14 protein-coding genes and 2 pseudogenes are annotated in these 18,684 nt (G+C 69.8%); 5 read left to right on the forward strand and 11 right to left on the reverse strand.

Annotated features, from left to right (window positions below):
- Positions 1-331: 331 nt before the first annotated feature.
- From ACZ7EG_RS25695 to ACZ7EG_RS25705, 3 genes are all read right to left on the reverse strand, one after another.
- Entirely contained in the window at positions 332-1,513 is a 1,182-nt protein-coding gene (locus ACZ7EG_RS25695; protein WP_471083316.1) for a serine hydrolase domain-containing protein, read from the reverse strand.
- A gap of 393 nt (positions 1,514-1,906) precedes the next feature.
- On the reverse strand, positions 1,907-2,143 hold the full coding sequence (locus ACZ7EG_RS25700) for a hypothetical protein (protein ID WP_471083319.1): 237 nt from the start codon (positions 2,141-2,143) through the stop codon (positions 1,907-1,909).
- An 88-nt stretch (positions 2,144-2,231) separates the two neighbouring features.
- Entirely contained in the window at positions 2,232-3,602 is a 1,371-nt protein-coding gene (locus ACZ7EG_RS25705) for a C40 family peptidase (protein ID WP_471083322.1), read from the reverse strand.
- Positions 3,603-4,573: 971 nt separating this feature from the next.
- Between ACZ7EG_RS25705 and ACZ7EG_RS25710 the strand changes: the two genes are divergently transcribed.
- On the forward strand, positions 4,574-5,317 hold the full coding sequence (locus tag ACZ7EG_RS25710) for a LamG domain-containing protein (protein WP_471083325.1): 744 nt from the start codon (positions 4,574-4,576) through the stop codon (positions 5,315-5,317).
- Here the strand turns inward: ACZ7EG_RS25710 and ACZ7EG_RS25715 are convergent, their stop codons facing one another.
- The 5 genes and pseudogenes from ACZ7EG_RS25715 to ACZ7EG_RS25735 all read right to left on the reverse strand — a co-directional run bounded on the left by ACZ7EG_RS25715 (position 5,318) and on the right by ACZ7EG_RS25735 (position 10,904).
- The gene (locus ACZ7EG_RS25715) at positions 5,318-5,827 is read right to left on the reverse strand and encodes a hypothetical protein (protein ID WP_471083328.1); all 510 of its coding nucleotides are present in this window, start codon (positions 5,825-5,827) and stop codon (positions 5,318-5,320) included. It abuts the gene before it with no gap.
- Positions 5,828-6,013: 186 nt separating this feature from the next.
- Positions 6,014-7,447 carry a serine/threonine-protein kinase gene (locus ACZ7EG_RS25720; RefSeq protein ID WP_471083331.1) on the reverse strand — a complete coding sequence of 478 codons (1,434 nt, stop codon included), beginning with the start codon at positions 7,445-7,447 and terminating at the stop codon, positions 6,014-6,016.
- A gap of 224 nt (positions 7,448-7,671) precedes the next feature.
- Positions 7,672-8,994 (reverse strand): aldehyde dehydrogenase family protein, encoded by a 1,323-nt coding sequence (locus ACZ7EG_RS25725; RefSeq protein WP_471083334.1) that lies wholly within the window; start codon positions 8,992-8,994, stop codon positions 7,672-7,674.
- Between the two features lie 168 nt (positions 8,995-9,162).
- A pseudogene (locus ACZ7EG_RS25730) lies at positions 9,163-10,082 on the reverse strand (glutathione S-transferase C-terminal domain-containing protein).
- Between the two features lie 387 nt (positions 10,083-10,469).
- Positions 10,470-10,904: a VOC family protein gene (locus tag ACZ7EG_RS25735; protein WP_471083337.1), complete on the reverse strand. Its 435-nt coding sequence runs from the start codon at positions 10,902-10,904 to the stop codon at positions 10,470-10,472.
- 163 nt (positions 10,905-11,067) lie between these two features.
- Between ACZ7EG_RS25735 and ACZ7EG_RS25740 the strand changes: the two genes are divergently transcribed.
- Positions 11,068-11,487 (forward strand): non-oxidative hydroxyarylic acid decarboxylases subunit D, encoded by a 420-nt coding sequence (locus ACZ7EG_RS25740; protein WP_471083340.1) that lies wholly within the window; start codon positions 11,068-11,070, stop codon positions 11,485-11,487.
- Here the strand turns inward: ACZ7EG_RS25740 and ACZ7EG_RS25745 are convergent.
- Positions 11,383-11,952 (reverse strand): annotated as a pseudogene (locus ACZ7EG_RS25745) (phosphotransferase); the annotation flags it as partial. The gene ACZ7EG_RS25740 and the pseudogene ACZ7EG_RS25745 sit on opposite strands and share 105 nt — an antisense overlap.
- 240 nt (positions 11,953-12,192) lie before the next feature.
- Between ACZ7EG_RS25745 and ACZ7EG_RS25750 the strand changes: the two are divergent.
- The 3 genes from ACZ7EG_RS25750 to ACZ7EG_RS25760 all read left to right on the forward strand — a co-directional run bounded on the left by ACZ7EG_RS25750 (position 12,193) and on the right by ACZ7EG_RS25760 (position 15,182).
- Complete coding sequence (locus ACZ7EG_RS25750) at positions 12,193-14,004, forward strand: S8 family peptidase (protein ID WP_471083343.1); 1,812 nt, start codon at positions 12,193-12,195, stop codon at positions 14,002-14,004.
- Between the two features lie 99 nt (positions 14,005-14,103).
- Positions 14,104-14,595, forward strand: a complete 492-nt coding sequence (locus tag ACZ7EG_RS25755) for a DUF2975 domain-containing protein (protein WP_471083345.1) — start codon at positions 14,104-14,106, stop codon at positions 14,593-14,595.
- 110 nt (positions 14,596-14,705) lie between these two features.
- Entirely contained in the window at positions 14,706-15,182 is a 477-nt protein-coding gene (locus tag ACZ7EG_RS25760; RefSeq protein ID WP_471083348.1) for an ATP-binding protein, read from the forward strand.
- 663 nt (positions 15,183-15,845) lie between these two features.
- Here the strand turns inward: ACZ7EG_RS25760 and tpg are convergent.
- Complete coding sequence (gene tpg, locus ACZ7EG_RS25765) at positions 15,846-16,403, reverse strand: telomere-protecting terminal protein Tpg (RefSeq protein ID WP_471083351.1); 558 nt, start codon at positions 16,401-16,403, stop codon at positions 15,846-15,848.
- 27 nt (positions 16,404-16,430) lie between these two features.
- Entirely contained in the window at positions 16,431-18,608 is a 2,178-nt protein-coding gene (tap, locus tag ACZ7EG_RS25770) for a telomere-associated protein Tap (RefSeq protein ID WP_471083354.1), read from the reverse strand.
- Positions 18,609-18,684 lie beyond the last annotated feature (76 nt).

Genomic DNA, 18,684 nt, shown 5'->3' on the forward strand with positions numbered 1-18,684 from the left:
GTTCATCAAGACGTCGATTCTGATGGTTCAGGTGTGGGTCGAAGTGGCCTGAGGGAAGCCCAGCCGGTCGAACAGCGTGAAGAAGAGATCCTCGATCTTCGGGCTCCTACGCCCACGACCACGACCATGCCCACGCCCACGCCCACGCCCACGCCAGGGTGCAGCACCGAAGGACCTGGAGGGCGGTCCCATGACGTCCACCAGATCACCGACGTGGCACTCGTCGGACAGCCCGCCGCCTACTGGACCGGGTGTCGCCTACGAGGCGCTCATCGCTTGTGCCCGGGCGAGGCAGGCCCCAGGCCGGGGAGTGGGTGCCGCCCCGGCGGCTCTAGAGGTTCTCGGGGCCCTTGGCGCACAGTGCGTGGTCGATCAGGGCGCCGGCCGCGTTCTCCTGCTCGAGTATGTGCTTCGGGGTGTCGCCGCGTGCCTCGGACATGGAGACCACGGCGCTTCGCCTGCCGTCGTCGGTGACGCCGTTGAGGGTGATGTAGCCGCCGTCCCCGCCCTCGTGGCTCCAGTAGGTTCCTCCGCAGCTCAGGGGACGTTCGACCAGGCCGAGTCCGTATCGGCCGTCGGGCCACAGCTGTTGGAGCTCCGCGCTGACGGGAACGGTCTGCTTCATCTTGGCCAGCTGCCGTGCCGGTAGGAGGCGGCCGTCGAGCAGCGCGCGGAGGAAGCGGTTCTCGTCCCGCGTGGTCGTGACCCACGACAGGTTTGCGTAGTCCACTGGTATCTGGTCGGTGACGTCCACCCGGGAACCGGGACCGAAGAGCTGGTAAGCCCGGGCATGGGGCCGGGGCACGGTGGGCGAGGCGCCCATCCACCGGGTCTGGTCAAGGCGCAGCGGGCTCAGGATGCGGTTTTCGATCTCTTGGTGGGCGGGGCGGCCGGTGGCCTTCTGGATGATGGTGTCGAGCAGGACGTAGCCGGTGTTGGAGTAGGCCCAGCCCTTGCCGGGCGGGAAGTCCGGCTCGTGGGCCATGGCGAGGTCGACGAGCTCCTTGGGTTCGTGGATGGTGTGCCGTTGCTGGTAGTACTCCCTCGGCGTGGTGTATCCGGGCAGGGCGTCGTGGATGCCGCTGGTGTGCTGGAGCAGTTGGCGGATGGTGATCCGGCTGCCGTCGTTGCCGTTCCCCCGCACCAGTCCGGGCAGCCAGTGGTCGACCGTGTCGTTCAGTGACAGTCTGCCCTCGGCTTCCAGCTGGAGGACCACCGTGGCCACCAGCGTCTTGGACGTGCTGGCCATACGGAAGTAGCCGTCGGAGGGGACCGGGCGGCCGGTGTTCAGGTCGGCGGTACCGCTGGTGGCGACCGACTCCCTGCCGTCAGGCGCGATCAGGCGGGCCTGCACACCGCTGACACCGAGGGCGTGGATCATCTCGGTGTCCCGGCGTAACCGCTCCTCAGGGGAGGGACCGGCGGGCTGGGTGACGGCGGGGACCACCTCTGCGGTGAGCAGCGTAGCGACACCGAGTGCCATGGCCAGATACTTTCGCAGCGTCGAAGTCATGGCTGGACGCTAGTTTCGGCCCTTGACGGGGCGCGATCCGGCGCACCCGAAGATCGGAACGGGGGATAACCCCCAGCGGGGGCGGTCGCCGGTCCGGCGTCGGCCTCCGGTCGAGACCTGGAGTCCTGAGCGCAGTTGAGCACTGCGGGATGCCGGCCCCGTCCCGGAACCAAGATCCTCACCCGTACGCCCGTTACGACTGCCTGTCTGCCTCACCATCTGCCGGCCGAGGCTGGCGGCGCATCCGCGCCGTGCACGGCTCTGACCCCGGACGCCCCGGACCTCGGCAAGGAGTTCGACGACGCCAAGAAGAAACTGCTCGCCGAACACTGGGCGATCGCGCCCATGAGCTCTCGGGCCGACTTCCACCGGCGGTGCGGCGATGGCCGGGCGCTACTCAGCCGCTTCGCCTCGGCGGCGAGCCCGCGCCCGTTCCCCCGCTCTCCGCGCCTTGCCGATGAACCGGTCCCGACCCCATGACAGCAGGAGAGCCAGAGGCGTGGCGAGCAGACCGATCAGTAGGGCCGGGCCCCAGTCCATGCCGTCTCTTCGATAGCGCATGAGCAGTACGAGAAAGACGTAGGTCAGTACGATGATCAGCGCGGTCTTCAACGGCTTGGGCAGTGTCATGAGCCGCCAAGTGCCCTGATTTCTCGGGTACATGGCGGAATCACTCACCTCACTTCTCCCCGTACATCACACCGGCCGGTGAGGGGCGTCAGGCCGGGCGGATCGCGCCCTTGATTGCCGACTGACCGGCGAAGAACACCGACTCCTCACGGATGAGCGCCCCCGGCCCCGGGGCGTGAATCATCATGCCGTCTCCGCTCCAGATGCCGACGTGGCCGAGGTCGTCATGGAAGAAGACCAGGTCCCCGACCTGGGCGTCAGCGAGCGACACCGGTACTCCCGCTCCCCACTGGGCCTGGGGGGTCCTGGGAAGCGTGACACCGGCAGTCTTCCACGCGGCCTGGGTGAGACCCGGGGCGTCGTACGATCCCGGCCCGACCGCGCCCCATACGCAGGGCCGGCCGATCTGTGCGCGGGCGAAGGCGATCACCCGCTCGGTCCGAGTGGTGTGGCCGCGGTTCGGCGACAGCGAGGATCCTTCGTAGGCGCCGGGTGTGTAGGCGGTGGAGGGTGTTTCACGTGCCGTGGGGATGTCCGGAACAAGCGCGGCAGCCACCGTCGGCGCAGCGGGGGCGAGTGCGGTGACCGGCCCGGTGGGCGCTGCTGGAGCAGGAGCCGCCAGGGCCGATACAGGGACTTCCGGCACGCCTGCGCCGTAGGTCGCGGTGGTCACCTCGGCCAGTGGGCCGGAGGGGTGGTGGGCGGTGAGATCGACTGCCGGGGCTGTGGCATACGGTGCGGTCGTGACGGTCGCCTGACCGGCACCGTACGTCTCCGCCCCGCTTGTCGGAAGATCCGCCTGGCGAGCACCCGCGGTCGGGGCGGTGACGGCGGGCAGCGCCGCGATGGGGTCCGCAAGTGCGGGCAGCACCCCCGTGGACTGTGGGCTGAACTCCGGCGCGGACGCCGACGAGGGCTCGTACAGCGGCCACGCCGCCATGTCGCCGCCGAGGGCCGGCTGTGCACCGGCTCGCCAGGCGCTCTCGTCCTGACCGGACTTGTCTTCCGCAGCCGGTGCCGCACGCTGGTCGGGAAGCTGCGGGAGGAACTCGGTAACCGGTGCCTGAGCTGATCCGCTGGTCAGCTCGAACGCGCCACCGGCTTGTTTCGGGGGCGCTTCGAGGGCGCGGGGTTCCGCGGGACGTTCCGCCTCGCGTGCGGGGCGTGCTGCCTGGGGAGCGCGGTCGGGCCGGGCCGGCACCCTTTGATCCGTGTGCCACGCCGGTACGGTCGGGCCCAACTTGGCGCGGGCGGCGTCGAACCACTTGCGAGCCAGGGTTCCGACCGCCGGCTCCACGTCACTCTGGGACCGGCCACGGGCGGCCGCGTCTCGCTGGCGCGGGATCGAAGCGGCGCGGGTCGCGTTGAAGGTACCCGTGTCGCTCTCGGCCCGGTCGTAGAGCCTGTCGACCCACCGCCGCACCTCGTCAGGGCTCGGCCCCTCGGTCTCAGTCGCCAACGCGGGCACCAGCCAACTGTGAGAGCCGGGCCTCGGCAGTGAGAGCCTCCGGGGCAAGGGAGTTGGCCTTGTCCGGGAAGTCGGTCACTCCGGGGCGCAAGGTTCGTTCCAGCGCCATGGAAAGGGCACTCCTTCCGTTCCGAGAGCGCACGCAACCACCGATCCATCGGTGAGAGTTGTGCACACGGTGACCAACTTAGCTAACTTGTGCGCCTTCCGTGAAGATCGAAGAGTGAAATGCCCGGTATGTCGCTGTGACCTTCGCCCTTCCCTTCGCGACGCCGACGCCATGCGACTCGCCGGCGCAGTTTCTGAGGCGCACCGAGGAGGCGGGCACCGAGCGGCCCCCGGCACTCCGCGCGGACTACCCGAGGGTCAGAACAGCCGCCCCTGGCAGCCTCGTCGAGAAGAGCGCGGGCCGGGCCCGCTTGTCGTTGCCGACGCCGGTTCATCACCGAAGAGCGGAGCCGTACCGCATTCGTCCAGCTCGGCCGGGATCCGTCCGTCGACCTCCGGGCGCGGCGGCGCGTCACGGTCGAAGTCGTCCGGAGTCATGCCCACCCAGTCGCGGCCGCCTTGCTCACTCACGCGTCGTCACCGCCTCTCCCCCGGGCCCCACTCCCGGAAAGCCTTCCAGGATCAAGTGTCGCCCACCCATGATCAGTTCCACCATCAGGCGATTCCGAACACCGGAGCCCGGGCGGGGCGGAGCCGCACGGGTGCCGGTCTCCTGCGATACGACAACGACCCCGTCGATACCGGAAGTTGGACATCAGCCCAGCCGACTGCCTCCTCGAGAAGACGTCTACTCGGTGAGCAGGTGCTGCGAGCACATGAACGCGGGGGACCGAGTCCGTCCGCCGTCCCGACGTCCGGCGGTCCTGTCCCGGACCGTTCACCTGAAAGGGTCAGATCTGCCCTGAAGCCGGAGCCAAGCGCATATGCGGCTTTCAAGCGGTGAGACATTCGCCATGACCGAACCCGTACCGGCCGACTCGCTTCCCGCTCCCGGCCGCCCGCTCTCCACCCCGGTCGTCTTCGCGGCCGACTTCACCTCCACCACCCAATGGGTCGCGGGACGTTCATGGGCCTATCCCGGCGGAGGCCCGGTCAACCCGGGCGACGACAAGCTCGACCACTTGGTGGCCGACGCCGCATACAGTCGCTCCGGCGTCTTCCGGGCCGGACGACGACAGGACGGCCGGTGGAACACCGGGCTGCTCACCACCGAGGGAAGCGAAGAAGGTTTCACCGTCCGTACCGGAGATGTGCTGGAAGCCCGGGTACGGCTGCCGAGGGAGATCGGCGCCTGGCCTGCGATCTGGACCTGGCGCGACGGCGACCAGGAGATCGACGTCTTCGAGTACCACCCGGACAACCCCGACCTGCTCGAATTCACCAACCACGTGCGCGGCACCAACCGCTACCACCACGACCAGGCGATCCGCCCGGGCGCATGGGTGAACCTGCGCACCGTCTTCGGCACCCGCTCGGTGGACTGGTGGCTCAACGGCAGACCGGTCTTCACCGACGGGCAAGGCGTGGACCGGACCTGGCACGCCTACCTCATCGTCAACCTCTCCGTCTGCGCCGGGCGATACCACCCCGCACCGCCACCGGGAACGACCGAGATGTCGTACGAGGTGAGCCATCTGCTCGTACGACGACCCGCCACCCGCGACACTCCCACCGGGGCCGCATCGGAGGGGACCTGATCAGTCGGTCTCGCGCCACCACGCGGGAGACACGCTGAGGCTCCAGACCTCACCCGCCTGCCCCTGGGCGTCTTCTTCGTCCGCGCGGACGAAGATCCTCACGCCGGACTCGGGCACACGGTAGCGGTGGATGTCACCGGTCGTGCCGTCCTCGTCCGGTTCTCGTTCGACCGAGCAGCCGTGCCCGGCGATCGCGATGACCACGTCCTCGAAGCGCGGCGTGGCAGCGAATTCTCCGTAGGCGCTGCGCAGGGCCGCCGGTACCGAGGACTCGGTGTCCTGCCGCAGACGGCGCACCTGCACGCTCACCCCGAAGCAGGGCCAGGCGCCGCCCTCCTCCTGGAACGACAGTTCCAAGAGCCCGTAGTCCCGGCGCAGCAGGCCCCCGTCCTCGGTGTCGAGGAAATCGGTGCCGAGCTTGGCCTCCCACTCGGCGGGCTGCGCACCGATGCCCGCACCCAGTACGACGCCGTGAGAGGCGACGTGGGCGTAGAAGTCCAGGTCGGACATCTACTTCTCCTCCATCTCCTCTGTCAGGGCCTGCGGTTCGGCTGGGGGGTCGTTGCTGTGGCGCCATGCAGTGGCGCTTTCATGCCGTCCTTCATGATGGCGTGAAGGCCCTTGCGGTGCACGTCCTGACCGCGGTGATTCCCACCTCCGTGACCGGGCCCGTACCGCCTTGGCGCTCTGTGCTCCTCACCTGGTGGGTGCCGTCTTCTTTCCCCTGTGCTTCTCCCGTGTCTGGCCCGGCGGCACGTCGGGGACCTTCGCCCTGTCTTCGGCGACCGCGTGGGCCGCGGTCCGCTCGGCGATGCCGACAGAAGTGGCGGGGTGGGTGCCGGGCTCCGGCTTGCCGGAAGACTGACGAACGTCGCGCACGGGGACGGAATCGTTCAGCGGCCGAGCGGAGTCGGAAGGGCTGCGCGAAGGCCCGGTCACCGATGCAGAGGGCGTGTCGTCCTTGTGATCGGCGGCGTCCGGAGGGGTGGTGGGAGCGACCGGATCCGGGGCGGACGGGGCCGCTTCGTCCGCGGCATCGTGCTGTGAAAGACCGTCGGTGACCACCAGGCCAGTGGCGAGAAGGGCGGCCAGTGCAGCCGCCACCCCACGCGTTCGCAGGCCGCCGCGTACGGAGGCGGACCGAGCCACCCTCCGAGAAGGTCCTGTCGGGGTACTCGACCGCCCGGGAGCTTGCGCAGCGTGCGACACGCTCCGGTGGGTACGGTCGGCGCGATCCGCCACTGTGAGGGGTACGACGCCGAGCGCGGGCCGGGCAGCTGATGCGGTTCGCGCACCTGGGCTCGTTCCGGAGAGACGGGTAAGGGTTTGGGCGCAGTCGTACGCCTCGGGGCGAACATGTTCCTCCAGGCTGGTCATGTCCCGAAGGAGGGTGGCGAAGTCGTGGGGCAGGAAGTCGGGGAGGACGGGCCGGCGGTGAAGCCGCGCTATGGCGGACTCCAGGGGGCCACCGTCGTATTCGAGCCGGCCGGTGACGCTCTCGAGGAGGACCAGGCCGAGGGCATAGATGTCGGCGGGGCGGCCGACCGGCCGACCCAGCACCTGCTCGGGGGAAAGATAGGCCGCCGTGCCGGTCAGGGTGTCGGTAGCGGTGCGGGTGGTCGCACCCAGGACCTGGGAGATGCCGAAGTCCGTCAGGTGGGCGCGGCCGGAGGAGTCGAGGAGGATGTTGGACGGTTTGACGTCCCGATGAACGATCTCCTCCTCGTGGGCATGAGCCAGAGCCTCGGCCAGGGCCGCCCCCAGCGCAGTCGCAGCCTCGCACGACAAGGGACCTTCGGCGATGCGGGACTTCAGGGTGCGTCCGTCGATCAGCTGCATGACCAGGAAGGCGTCGCCGTCATCGCGTCCGGCGTCAAAGGCGGTCACCAGTCCCGGATGGTGCAAACGGGCGAGGATCACGGCCTCGCTCCGGAAGGCCTCCTCCGTGTCGAAGCCGGTATCGGGGCGGAAGACCTTCACGGCGACCGGCCGTCGCAGCCGGAGGTCGTACCCGCGGTACACGTCAGCCGAGCCACCCGAACCGATCAGCGCATCCAGACGGTAGCGGCCTGCCAGTATCCGGGCACAGCCTCGAACAGCCCGGGCGCCCCGCACCTCGCGCAATCCCACCTCGATCTCCCCACTCCGCGCACTCGCATCGCTCACCGGCCCGCCGTCGACGTGCCACCGAACGCGAGTACCCATCCATCCGCCGCCTGCACAACAGTGGGAGTGTCCCGCCTCTCCAGCCTCCCGGCCGGACGGGCGTCCTGCGGGGCCAGGCAGCAGGTCAGGCCAGCGCCGGGATCCTCACGAACGGCGATGGTGGTGCGGTGCGCGCCCGAACGACGAGTTCAGTGCAGCGGCTTGTCCAGAACCGCCTTGCGGTGGCTGAACGTCTCGATGGAGTACCTGCCGTGGTAGTTGCCCATGCCGCTCTCCCCCACCCCGCCGAACGGCAGGTCGGAGACGGTGAGGTGGGCGAGCGGCAGGCCGTATCCGAGGCCGCCGGAGGAGGTCTCCGCGGCGATCCGCTCGCGCGTCTCGCCGGACTCGCTGAAGACGTACAGCGCGAGGGGCTTGGCGCGGTCGTTGATGAAGTCGATCGCCTCGTCGAGGCCGGCCACGGTGACGATGGGCAGGATCGGCCCGAAGATCTCCTCCTGCATCACGGGGGACTTCGGGTCGACGTCCGCGAGCACCGTGGGCGCTATGTACTTGCCGGTGCGGTCGCTGCCACCGCCGGTCACGACACGGCCTGAGTCGAGCAGGGCGGACAGCCGGTCGAAATGCCGCTCGCTGATGATCCGGCCGTATTCCGGAGAGGCGGCCGGGTCCGCGCCGTACAGGGCGTCGACGGCGCGGACGAGAGCGGTCTCCAGGGGGCCTGCGGTCTCCGGGGTGGTGAGGACGTAGTCGGGGGCCACGCAGGTCTGCCCGGCGTTGATGAACTTGCCGCGGGCCAACCGGTCGGCGACCACGTCGAGGTCGGTGTCGCGGTCGACGAACACCGGGGACTTGCCGCCGAGTTCCAGGGTGACCGGGGTGAGGTGCTCGGCTGCGGCGCGCATCACGATGCGGCCGACGGTGCCGTTGCCGGTGTAGAAGACATGGTCGAACCGCTCCGCCAGCAGGGCCGTGGTCTCCGGGATGCCGCCCTCGACCACGGCGACCGCGTCGGTGTCGAGGTAGGCCGGGAGGAGCTCGGCCAGCGCGGCGGAGGTCGCCGGGGCCAGCTCGCTCGGCTTGGCCACGACCGCGTTCCCGGAGGCGAGCGCGCCGACCACCGGGGCGAGCAGCAACTGGGCCGGGTAGTTCCACGGGGCGATGACGAGGACGACGCCGAGGGGGTCGTACCGCGTCCAGGCGGTCGCGTCGGCGCCCAGGTGTGCGGGGACGGGTGCGGGCTCGGGGCGCAACCACCCGTCGAGGTGGTCCAGGGTGTGGTCGATCTCCCGGATGGTGAAGTCGATCTCGGTGCGGTAGGCCTCGGTGCTGCTCTTGCCGAGGTCGGCGTGGAGGGCGGCGGCGAGGTCGGCGCCCCGCTCGGTGAGCATCGCCCGCATGCGGCGCAGCTGGCCTGTGCGCCATTCCACCGGCTGGGTGCGTCCGGTGCGGAATGTGGCGCGCAGCCGGGCCACGACGTCGGCGGGCTTCTCGGGTGTGTGCTGGCTCATGGCGCCTCTCCGCTGAGCGCCGGGGGGTCGCCCGCCCGGCGCGGAATCTCGATCAGATGTATATGCCAACCTTTCTCCTGCTCCTCCGCATCCCGTCGACACCTCTTCGTGACGAGGCTCACGAGCCGGCCGAGAGATCGCCGGTACGCGCAGTGGCGTCGGGCGTGGTCAGGCCGTGCGTCCGTTCGTACCGGCGCGGGCAGGTGCTCCTGCGGCGCTGTCCGCGATGTGACCCGCCCAGTTCAGGATCTGTACCGCTGCCCCTGCAGCCTCCAGGCCCTGGCAACGGGCGTGGTGCCTGTGAGCGATGCCGTCCAGATCGAGATGGCGGCCGAAGGCGGGGCGGGCGGCAAGGCGGCGTGGTAGCGCCACAGGTGGGGATGGTCGGCGATGCGGTGGACCGTGGCAGCGTCGAGGTGCAGGCGGTGCACGATGTCGAGCTGGACCAGGGCGACCCACAGCCGTACGTCGGCGGCGGTCATCTCGTCCCCGAGGACGAAGTCTTGGCGGGCGAGCCGCCACTCCAGTGAGCCCAGGACACGGAGCAGGGAGCCGAGAGCGGTGTGACGCGCCGCGTCGTCGATGTCGGCCCGCCCGGCGACCTGTGCGGCGTGGTCGATGCGGTCCTCGCAGAGGCGTTCGACGGCCTCGATCTCCTTGTCCGCACCCTGCGGGTAGAGGAGGGGCCGGTCCTGAACCTCACCGTCGAAGTGGCGGGCCAGGTCCCGGAGGATGTGTGAGCAGTGCGTGGTGACGATCCGTCCCGTCCAGTCGTCGCTCAGCACCGGTGCCACAGCCGGTCCGGGGTGCCGATGCGAGCTGGCCTCGTACAAGGCGTGCAGCGCGGAGTGCCCGCCGTCGGGCCTGTCGGGGATCACCGGCAGCAGGACGACCGGGAGGGTGTCCTCGAGACCGAGCAGGCCGTGCGTGATGGCGATCTGCAGACAGTTCGGGCAGGACAGCGAAAGGTGCAGGCGGTAGCGGCGCGGCACGGCGTAGTAGCCGCTGTTCGCGTCGCAGCCGATCCTGCCTCGGAAGGGCCGCGAGGAGGGGAGGGACGGCACGGTGGTCAGGGGCGTGGACGGCATGTGTCTCCCTGGGTCCGGAATCCGGCTGCCGGCTCTGGGAGGTGCGGCGGGCAGCGCGCGGAACGGGCACGCGGGGGCATGGGCACACCCGCACGCGGCGGAGTGCGGTGCCTCTGACACCCCGGTTCAGCGCAGAAGGCTCGCGGCGCTGCAGACCCGCAGGAGATCGATGTGACGACGGGAAGTGAGGAGCAGAGGAGACCGGCCGACGCGCAGGGCACGCTCGGTGGTCGGCTCCAGACGCCCCATCATTTCCTACCCATGCACTAGGGAACTCTCCTTTGGAGTGTCAGGCGCCTTTCCCACCACGTCAAGAGGGACTACCGATGTTCCGTCCGGAGTCCGGGAGGCAGGGTGCCACCCCGGTCTCGCCGTCGCGCAGGATGCTCAGTCGAGGCAGAACTCGTTGGCCTCGATGTCCTGCATCAGGATGCACGACTCGTTGTCCTCATCGGCAACCATCGTCTGTACGTGCACCGCGCCGAGCGCGACCAGTCGTGCGCACTCGGCCTCCAGTGCGGCAAGGCGCTCTTCACCTACGAGCCCCGTGCCGACCCGCACGTCGAGGTGTACGCGGTTCTTGACCACCTTCCCTTCCGGAACGCGCTGGAAGAGCAGGCGCGGGCCCACGCCTGAGGGATCACTGCATGCGAAGTAGACGACCTGATCCTCGGGCGGCAGCGAGCGATGGTAGTCCTCCCACGTGGCGAACCCCTGCGGGACCGGCGGTACGACGTACCCCAACACCTCGCACCAGAAGCCGGCGAGGCGCGCAGGCTCTGCGCAGTCGAACGTGACCTGGAACTGCCTGATCGATGACATCGGCGCACCATAGCAAGGGATTCGGTCGCCCATCTCCCGCCGTGGGCAGGAACGTTGGATGCCGCTGTCCTGCGCTGTGGTGCGCGGAGAACCCGCTTCGGCCCTGCCTCACGGGGTGCTGACGTTCGGACGGAGGGCCGAAGCGGATGCTGTGGCGTCGTGCATGGCCGGATCCTTGGAGAAGACCGTGCCGGGGCGGTCCGGTGCCGTTCAGCACGTAGCGGCCGATGTACGGCCCCGCTGCGCGTACCACGCCGTCACGAACGTCGCCGCCTCCCCCGTACCCGGGGTGTGGGATGCCCTGCAGTGCGACCGTTGCCGCTACACGTGGCGCACGACGGAGCCGGACCGCCGCGCCCGGCGTGACCTGTACCCGGCCGAGTTCCGGCTGACCCAGGCCGACCTCGACGATGCCCCCGAGGTCCCGTCGGCACCGCCCCGGCTCCCCGCCCCGGCGACCGGCCGGACCACAAGCCGAGACCAGTGCCAGCGCCTCGTTGCCGTGGTGCTCGGCGATTGCCTGCATGAATGCCCGGTCGGGGAAGTCTCCCTCGAGGAGCCGGAGCGGACCCGCCGTCAGTGACAGGCGCTGGACGAGTGTGTAGAGCGCGAGCCTCTCCTCGTCGAGTCCCTCCACCGCCAGCCGCCGAACGTGGCCGTCGGGATGGCGGAGCCGCAGGAACACGTGCTCCCACTCGACGTCGAAGTACATCAGGCCCTCGATGTCGATCAGAACAGGGTTACCGTCCCGGTCCACGAGTACGTGGTCCATCCCCAGTTCGCCATGGACGACGGAGTACTCGGCACGCGGCCGCACCGCCGCGGTGAGTTCGAGGAGCCGCTGCTCCAGAGGGTCGCGGGCGCCCGCGATCCTCCCCTCACGGGCAGCCGCCTCGGCCAGGCAGCGCAGCCCGAAGCCGAGCGCGGCCTGCTCGCACGACGCCTCCCGCGAGACCCCGCCCGCGTCGATCAGGCCGACCTTCCCGAACGACGGACCGCGGTGACTTCCCATCGCCACCAGCGCGTCGGCGAGGCGCGCCATGGCCGGTTCGACAGACGCGGTGAGGCACGCGGCCCTCCAGCGCAGCAAGGACGGGCCATGCCACCGGTCGCCGGACCCGTCCTGTCCGGGCTTGATCCGGAGCGGAGCCACCCACTTGCCTGCTCACGACCATGGATGCGCCGCAGACCCTTCCCTTGTCATGCCCTCATCTGAAATCTTGCGTCGACCCATTCAGCCCACGGCCCGGTCGGCGCCATCCATGGCCCCGGGCTCTCGGAGGATGCTGTGACAACCCCCCGCATATCCCGGCACCGTCTCAGACGCTCGCTGCTGTCCGTAGCCGCCGTCGGAGCGGCCCTCGCGCTCGCCACCCCTGCCGGCGCGGCCGACGTGGACACCGGCATGCCGCCGGGTCCGGCCGCGGCCCGCGCCGCCACGCCCGTCCAATCCGCCGCCGGATGGGCCGCCGGCACCCGCTCCTACCTCGTCATCACCGCTCCCGGTGACACCTCTGCCGCACGCAACGCCGTGACGGCGAACGGCGGTTCGGTCTTCGCGCACTACGACGCGATCGGCGTGGTGGTCGCCCACTCCTCCTCGGCCGGCTTCGCCACCGCGATGCGCGCCGTCGCGGGCGTGCAGAAGGTGGGGGCGACCCGCACCTCGGACGTCCCCGCGGACGCCTACTCCCCCACCCTGCCGAGCGCTCCCGCGCAGTCGCCGACCACACTCACCGAGACCGCGCGGTGGGACATGACCAGGATCAACGCCGACAAGGCCTGGGCCGTCAGTACCGGATCCCCGTCCGTCACGGTGGGTGTCCTCGACACCGGAGTGGACGACCGGCACCAGGACATCGCGCCCAACTTCGACGCGGCGGACTCCGCCTCCTGCGCCTACGGCAAGGCCGACACCCGAGCCGGCGCCTGGCGTGACGTCGGCACCCACGGCACCCACGTGGCGGGCACCATCGCCGCCGCGAAGAACGGCAAGGGAGTGGTCGGCGTCGCACCGGGCGTGAAGATCGCCTCCGTGCGGATCGCCGAGCCGAGTACGAGCATGTTCTTCGCCGAGAACACGATCTGCGGCTTCATGTGGGCCGGTGACCACGGCTTCGACGTCACCAACAACAGTTATTACACGGACCCGTGGATGTTCAACTGCCCCGACGACCCGGACCAGGCGGCCATCATCGAGGGTGTGCGCCGGGCACAGGAGTACGCGGAGGGCAAGGGCTCGCTCCAGGTCGCGGCAGCCGGCAATTCCAACTACGACCTGGCGAACAAGCGCACCGACAACTCCAGCCCGAACGACTCGACCCCCGTCAACCGCACCATCACCAACGCCTGCGTCGACATCCCGACGGAACTGCCGGGCGTCGTGACCGTCGCGGCGATGGGCAACGGAAACATCAAGGCGTCCTACTCCAACTTCGGCCGGGACGTCATCGACGTCGCGGCCCCGGGCGGCGACGGAGCCTATGGCGTCTACTCCACGCTCCCCGGTGGCAAGTACGGGGACAAGAACGGTACGTCGATGGCCTCACCGCACGTGGCGGGCGTCGCCGCGCTGCTGAAGAGCGCCGACCCGGCCGCCACCCCCGCCGACCTTCGCGCGCGGCTGGGGTCCCAGGCCACGGACACCGCGTGCCCGTCCGACAGCCGCTGCACGGGCACCACGGCGAAGAACGCCTTCTTCGGTGAGGGCCAGGTCGATGCTCTGAAGGCCATCGGTGGCACCGTGCCGCAGCCGGGCCGGTACTTCGAGAACACCACCGATGTCACCGTCGCCGACAACGCCACGGTGGAGTCCGCGATCTCCGTGACCGGTGTGGCGGGCAATGCCCCGGCCGCGCTGAAGGTCGGCGTGGACGTCAAGCACACGTACCGCGGCGACCTGGTGCTGTCGCTCGTCGCCCCTGACGGATCGGTCTACCCCTTGGAGGACTTCGCCGACGGCGACAGCGCGGACGACGTGGTGAAGACGTACACCGTCGACGCCGCGTCCGAGACCGCGTCCGGTACGTGGAAGTTGCGTGTCCGCGACATCGCGACACAGGACACCGGCCGCATCGACACCTGGAATCTGACCTTCTAGAGGGAGAGGGCCCACTGGGCGCGTAGGCCCCCTGCCACCCCTTGCCTGACCTATCGACATTCGATAGGTTCCCATCGTGAGTCGATTGAAGGATGGGTCATGGGGAAGCTGGCAGTGTGCGCGCTGCGCGCCGTGCTCGTGGTGTTGCTCGTCGGCACCGTGCTGGTCCAGGCATCGATGGTGTGGGCGTTGGCCGGCGGGAGCGACCCGGAGGACGGGTCGCTCCCGCTGACCCCGCTGCGCGTGATCACGATCCTGGGCCTGGCGGCGGCCCAGGCGGCCCTGGTCTGCGTATGGCGGCTGGTGACGATGGTGCGCCGCGGAACCGTGTTCTCCCCCGCCGCCTTCCGGTACGTGGATGTCGTGATCGGCTCGATCACGGCGGCCGCCCTCGTGTGGTTCGCGGTCACGATCCTCAACGCGCCGGGCCAGCAGGACGACCCGGGCGTCACCGTCATCATGGGCGGCATCGGTCTGGCCATCCTGGGGGTCGCGCTCATCGTGCTCGTGCTGCGGATGCTGCTCGCGCAGGCGGTCGCCCGCGACGTCGAGGCCTCTCGGATGCAGGCCGAACTGGACGACGTGATCTGACACCGATCGCCGTCGGATTTTCGCTTGCGGGCGGCCGGAGGCATTGCCTGGCGGTTTGTGGGTAGGCGCGGCTCGTGTTGGACGAATACTCGAAGGACGCGACGGCCCCCATGGATCATGAAGTGGGAGGAAACGGCCCGGATCCGCTGTCCACCAGGGCCATTTCCGTGTCGGCGGCGTTCGACGGCGACACCGGGATCGCTGAAGCCCGCGACCTGGCCCGGACGTTCCTGACCCGGGTACAGACGGTGCACGGCCTGCCGGTCTCCAGCCGGGCCATGGGAATGGTGCAGCTCGTGGTCAGCGAGCTGGTCACCAATGCCCGCAAGTACGCTCCCGGCCCCTGCCTGCTGACCCTGGACATCGTGGACGGGGCCGTGCGGACCAGTGTGTGGGACAGCAGCACCAAGCTGCCGGCGATCCTGGCGCCCGACCCGAGCCGGATCGGACAGCACGGCCTCGAGATCGTGGCTGCCGTCTGCGTCGGCTTCGCCATCCACCGCGAGCCGGTCGGAAAACGCATCACCGCCGACGTCGTACTCGCCGACGACCCCGGCGGCTCCCCGGCCGGCCACCAGGTGCTGTAGGACCGGCTCGAAGGCGGCGGCCCCCCGTGAGCCGAAGCTCAGGAGTTGTCACAGCGGGACCGGCTGAGCTGGTGAAGGGGAACGGTCGAAGCAGCCTGGTTGTCACAAGCGAGGCATTCGACTTGTCACAGGCCCTCATTCAGCAGTCTTTCTGTCACCAGAAACGAAGACCGGTGCGAGGGCGCCGCCAGGGGCGCGTCCAGGGAGTGACGGGGGCGGTGACGCGCTTGCCGACGGTCTCCATCTACCGGCAGCTGGCGCAGGAGCAGCCGGAGGTCTACCGCCCGAAGCTGGCTCAGATCGCCTTCGAAGGCAGGCTCACGCCGGCCGGCAACCGAACCTCAACAACCAGGATCAGCCGCGGAATCGACACACCCCACCCCGACGTCGGCGAGCTCGAGTTCGTCTACGAGGGCCGTGAACCTGTCCGACCGACCGGGCTGAACGATGGTCGCCTGCAGCGACGCCGTTGGATCCCCCACCGAAGAACGCATCCGGCTCCCGGGGCAGCCTCGCCTCCACCCCATCCGAGACATGGTCCTCAGCAACTGGGAACGGCCCGGACGTCCTGCGGCCCCGCCGGTGACAACAAGTCTGCCTATGTGACAACCAAAACGCTTCGGCTCAACCCGCCGCTGGTCCGGGGCCACCGGTCGGACGGCCTCAGTAGTCGAGGTCGATGTAGTCGATGTCGTTGAGGGCGACGTCGGAGAGTCCCAGTGCCCGGGCTCCACCGTCCTGGAAATAGGTTTCCTTGAATCCGTCCGCGATGATCTGCCGCAGTCGCTGGTCGCCGGCGCCTGCTTCGCGGGCCTCGAACAGCTGCTGCGCGTAGGCCGGGGGGAGGTGCACCGTGAGTCGGCGGAAGCGGCCGTCGTCGGTCGTGCCGATCGGTGCGGTGTAGCCGAAGCGGGCCCTGGTCTCCACCGTGATTCCGCCTGTGGAGGCGGCCTCTTTGCGCCGGCGTCTGCGGACCTGGGGCTGCCACCGGGACCGGACGGCGGCATCGATCCTCTGCTGGATCTCCTTCGGCGGGCTCTTGCGCTCACCCGTGCGGTAGCGCTCCACCGACCGCCGGCTCACCCCCAGCTCCTCCGCCACGGCCCGGGTCGTCTTCAGCTGCCTCAGCAGGAAGTTGATCCGGCCCTTGAGCGTCTTCGGTGGATTGCGCGTGAAGGCCTCCTGGTCGGCGCGCTCGATGGCGTCGTCGATTTCTCCCACGGCGTCCGTTCCTCTCGCAGGTCAGCCCTACTCGCCGTCGTCCAGGACGGCGTCGCCGCCCTTGACGTGGCGGGCGGGGTTCAGGCCCTTCTCCATCAGGTCGACCGCCCAGAGCATCTCCTGGACGCCCTCCGGCTTCGCCAGGCCCGGCGTGGGACCGAGGCGGAAGCCGCCGGGCTGGGACTTGCCGGAGGCCGCGTAGGGGAGGAAGTCCAGCGGCGAGGGGCCGGGGCTGGGGTAGACGACGCAGTCCGAGAGCACGGCGAGCGGGTACCGTCCCGTCAGCTTGGCCATGTTCAACAACTTGCGGTGCATGTTGACCCGGGCTTTGGAGATGACGGCGGCGCGGATGTCGGGTCGCCACGTGGGCCGCTCCAGGGCCGGCCACCGCTCCCCCTGTTTGTAGTGGCGCCCCTGAGGGCGCTCACGGAGCTTGCCGATACCGCCCTTGACGGTGGCCTTGATCGCGGCGAGGACGGCGGCCAGGGCCGGGTCGGTGTCCTTGTGCCGCTCCATCGCCGCGAGGAACTGCCGGTCGTCCAGGTCCCGGGTGACGCCGAGGTCGGCCAGGGTGTCGACGTAGGCGCTCTTGAGCCGGTCGTGCCACGGGTCCAGGTACGCACCCGTCGTGCGCCGCAGGTAGGCCTCCAGCGGCCGCACGTTGTAGCCCAGCTCCTGTGCGTAGGCGACCGTGTGGGTCTGGTACCAGGCAGGGCCGGACGGCCGTTCACCAGTCGGCGTGAAGGGGCTGGGCAGGCGTGGGTCCAGCTCCACATGGCTCAGGTCGACCAGCCAGGAGCCGGGAATCTTCGGATTGAACTGCGGGCCGACGAAGTGCTCCGGGCCCGACAGTCCGACCGTGAGCCTGGCGGCGGCGGCGAGGAACGCGGTATTGAGATCCAGGCCGACCGCGTAGGGCAGATGGCACTCCTCGTCGCTCAGCAGGTCCACCTCGCGCACCCACTGGTAGGCCTCCTCGTCGAGGAATCCTCCGTTCCAGCCGGAGTCGACGACCACGGGATGCTCCGGGGTGGCCTCGGGGGGCGCCGGGTCCACCGGTTGCGTCCCGAGCGAACCGGGGTTGTGGCCGGGCACCCAGTTGCCCGTGGCCTCGTCGCGGACCGCGCGGGTGGGCGGCCGCAGCGCAGTCATCAACTCAAGGCCCGAGACGGCGGTACTGCCGCGAGGGGTGAGGACACGCCGCGCGTAGACGCCCAGTACCCGGGCGATGTCGGCGGGTTCCATCTCCGTCACGCCCGGCCAGGACCGCTCGTCCAAGGCGTCCCACGACAGGACCGCCAACTGCACGCACTGCCGCCGGCCTTCCTGGGCCTTGCGGTAGATCCGGGCCCACGGGCCGAACCCACGCTGCGTCAACTGCCACCCCGCCTTCATCACCTGCACAACGACCGGATGGTCATGGGGCAGGCGCAGCGAACGGCGCTGTTCGTGACCTTCCAGTCGCTCAGGCAATCCGAGCCTCACGGCCGCCGCCGGGGTGAGCACCACCAACGGGTCGGAATCCTTGCCGTTGCGGTGCAGGCGCGGCGCGCCGAGGCCGGACTCGCGCAGGGTCCACTCCACCAGCTGTGGGACGGAGGTGGCCGGGCACTCGAGGACGATGCCGTCGACGCCGTACGCCGAGCCGTCGCCGTCGAGCACGACCAGCGGCCCGTGCGGGTACCGGGGGTCGGCGGCGGGCGTCGCGCCCTTCCTCGTGGCCGGTCGCCGCGAGGACGCCGCCGGGTGACGGTCAGGACGTTCGGGTGCGGTCGGCGTCGGCGTCGGCGCGGGTGCCGTTCGGGGCGGTGAGGGATCGGCCGCAGGTGCGTGCGTCTGCGAAAGGAGATCCGGCCGGGGCGTATCGGTGGGGGCCGGCGGGGCTGCTGCGGGGGGCGGAATAGCTGACGCGGGAGCCGGAAGAGCTGACGCGGGGGCGGGGACGGGAGCGCCCTGGGTGGGATACCTCGCCGCCCAGCCCCTCAATAGCCGCTGGTACGCCTCCAGACGCGGCGACTTCGGCTCTGACCTGCCGTTCTCGTAATTCTTCACCGTCTGTGTGGAGGTCTTCAGCGCGAGCGCGAGGCGCGCCTGGGTGATGCCGGCAGCCTCCCGCAGCCTGGCCCGCTCAGCCGGAGGGGGAAGCTGCGGTTCCTCCTCCAACAGCGCGTCAACGGACGCGAACAGCTCTTCTTCGGAGGCCATGCCGATCTCCTCTCGCACTCCCCTTCCCTGCGGACCTTAGCCTAGAATTTATCCCGTTCCTTTATCCCTGTCGGGC

It is taken from the genome of Streptomyces sp. NPDC037100, assembly GCF_055606225.1.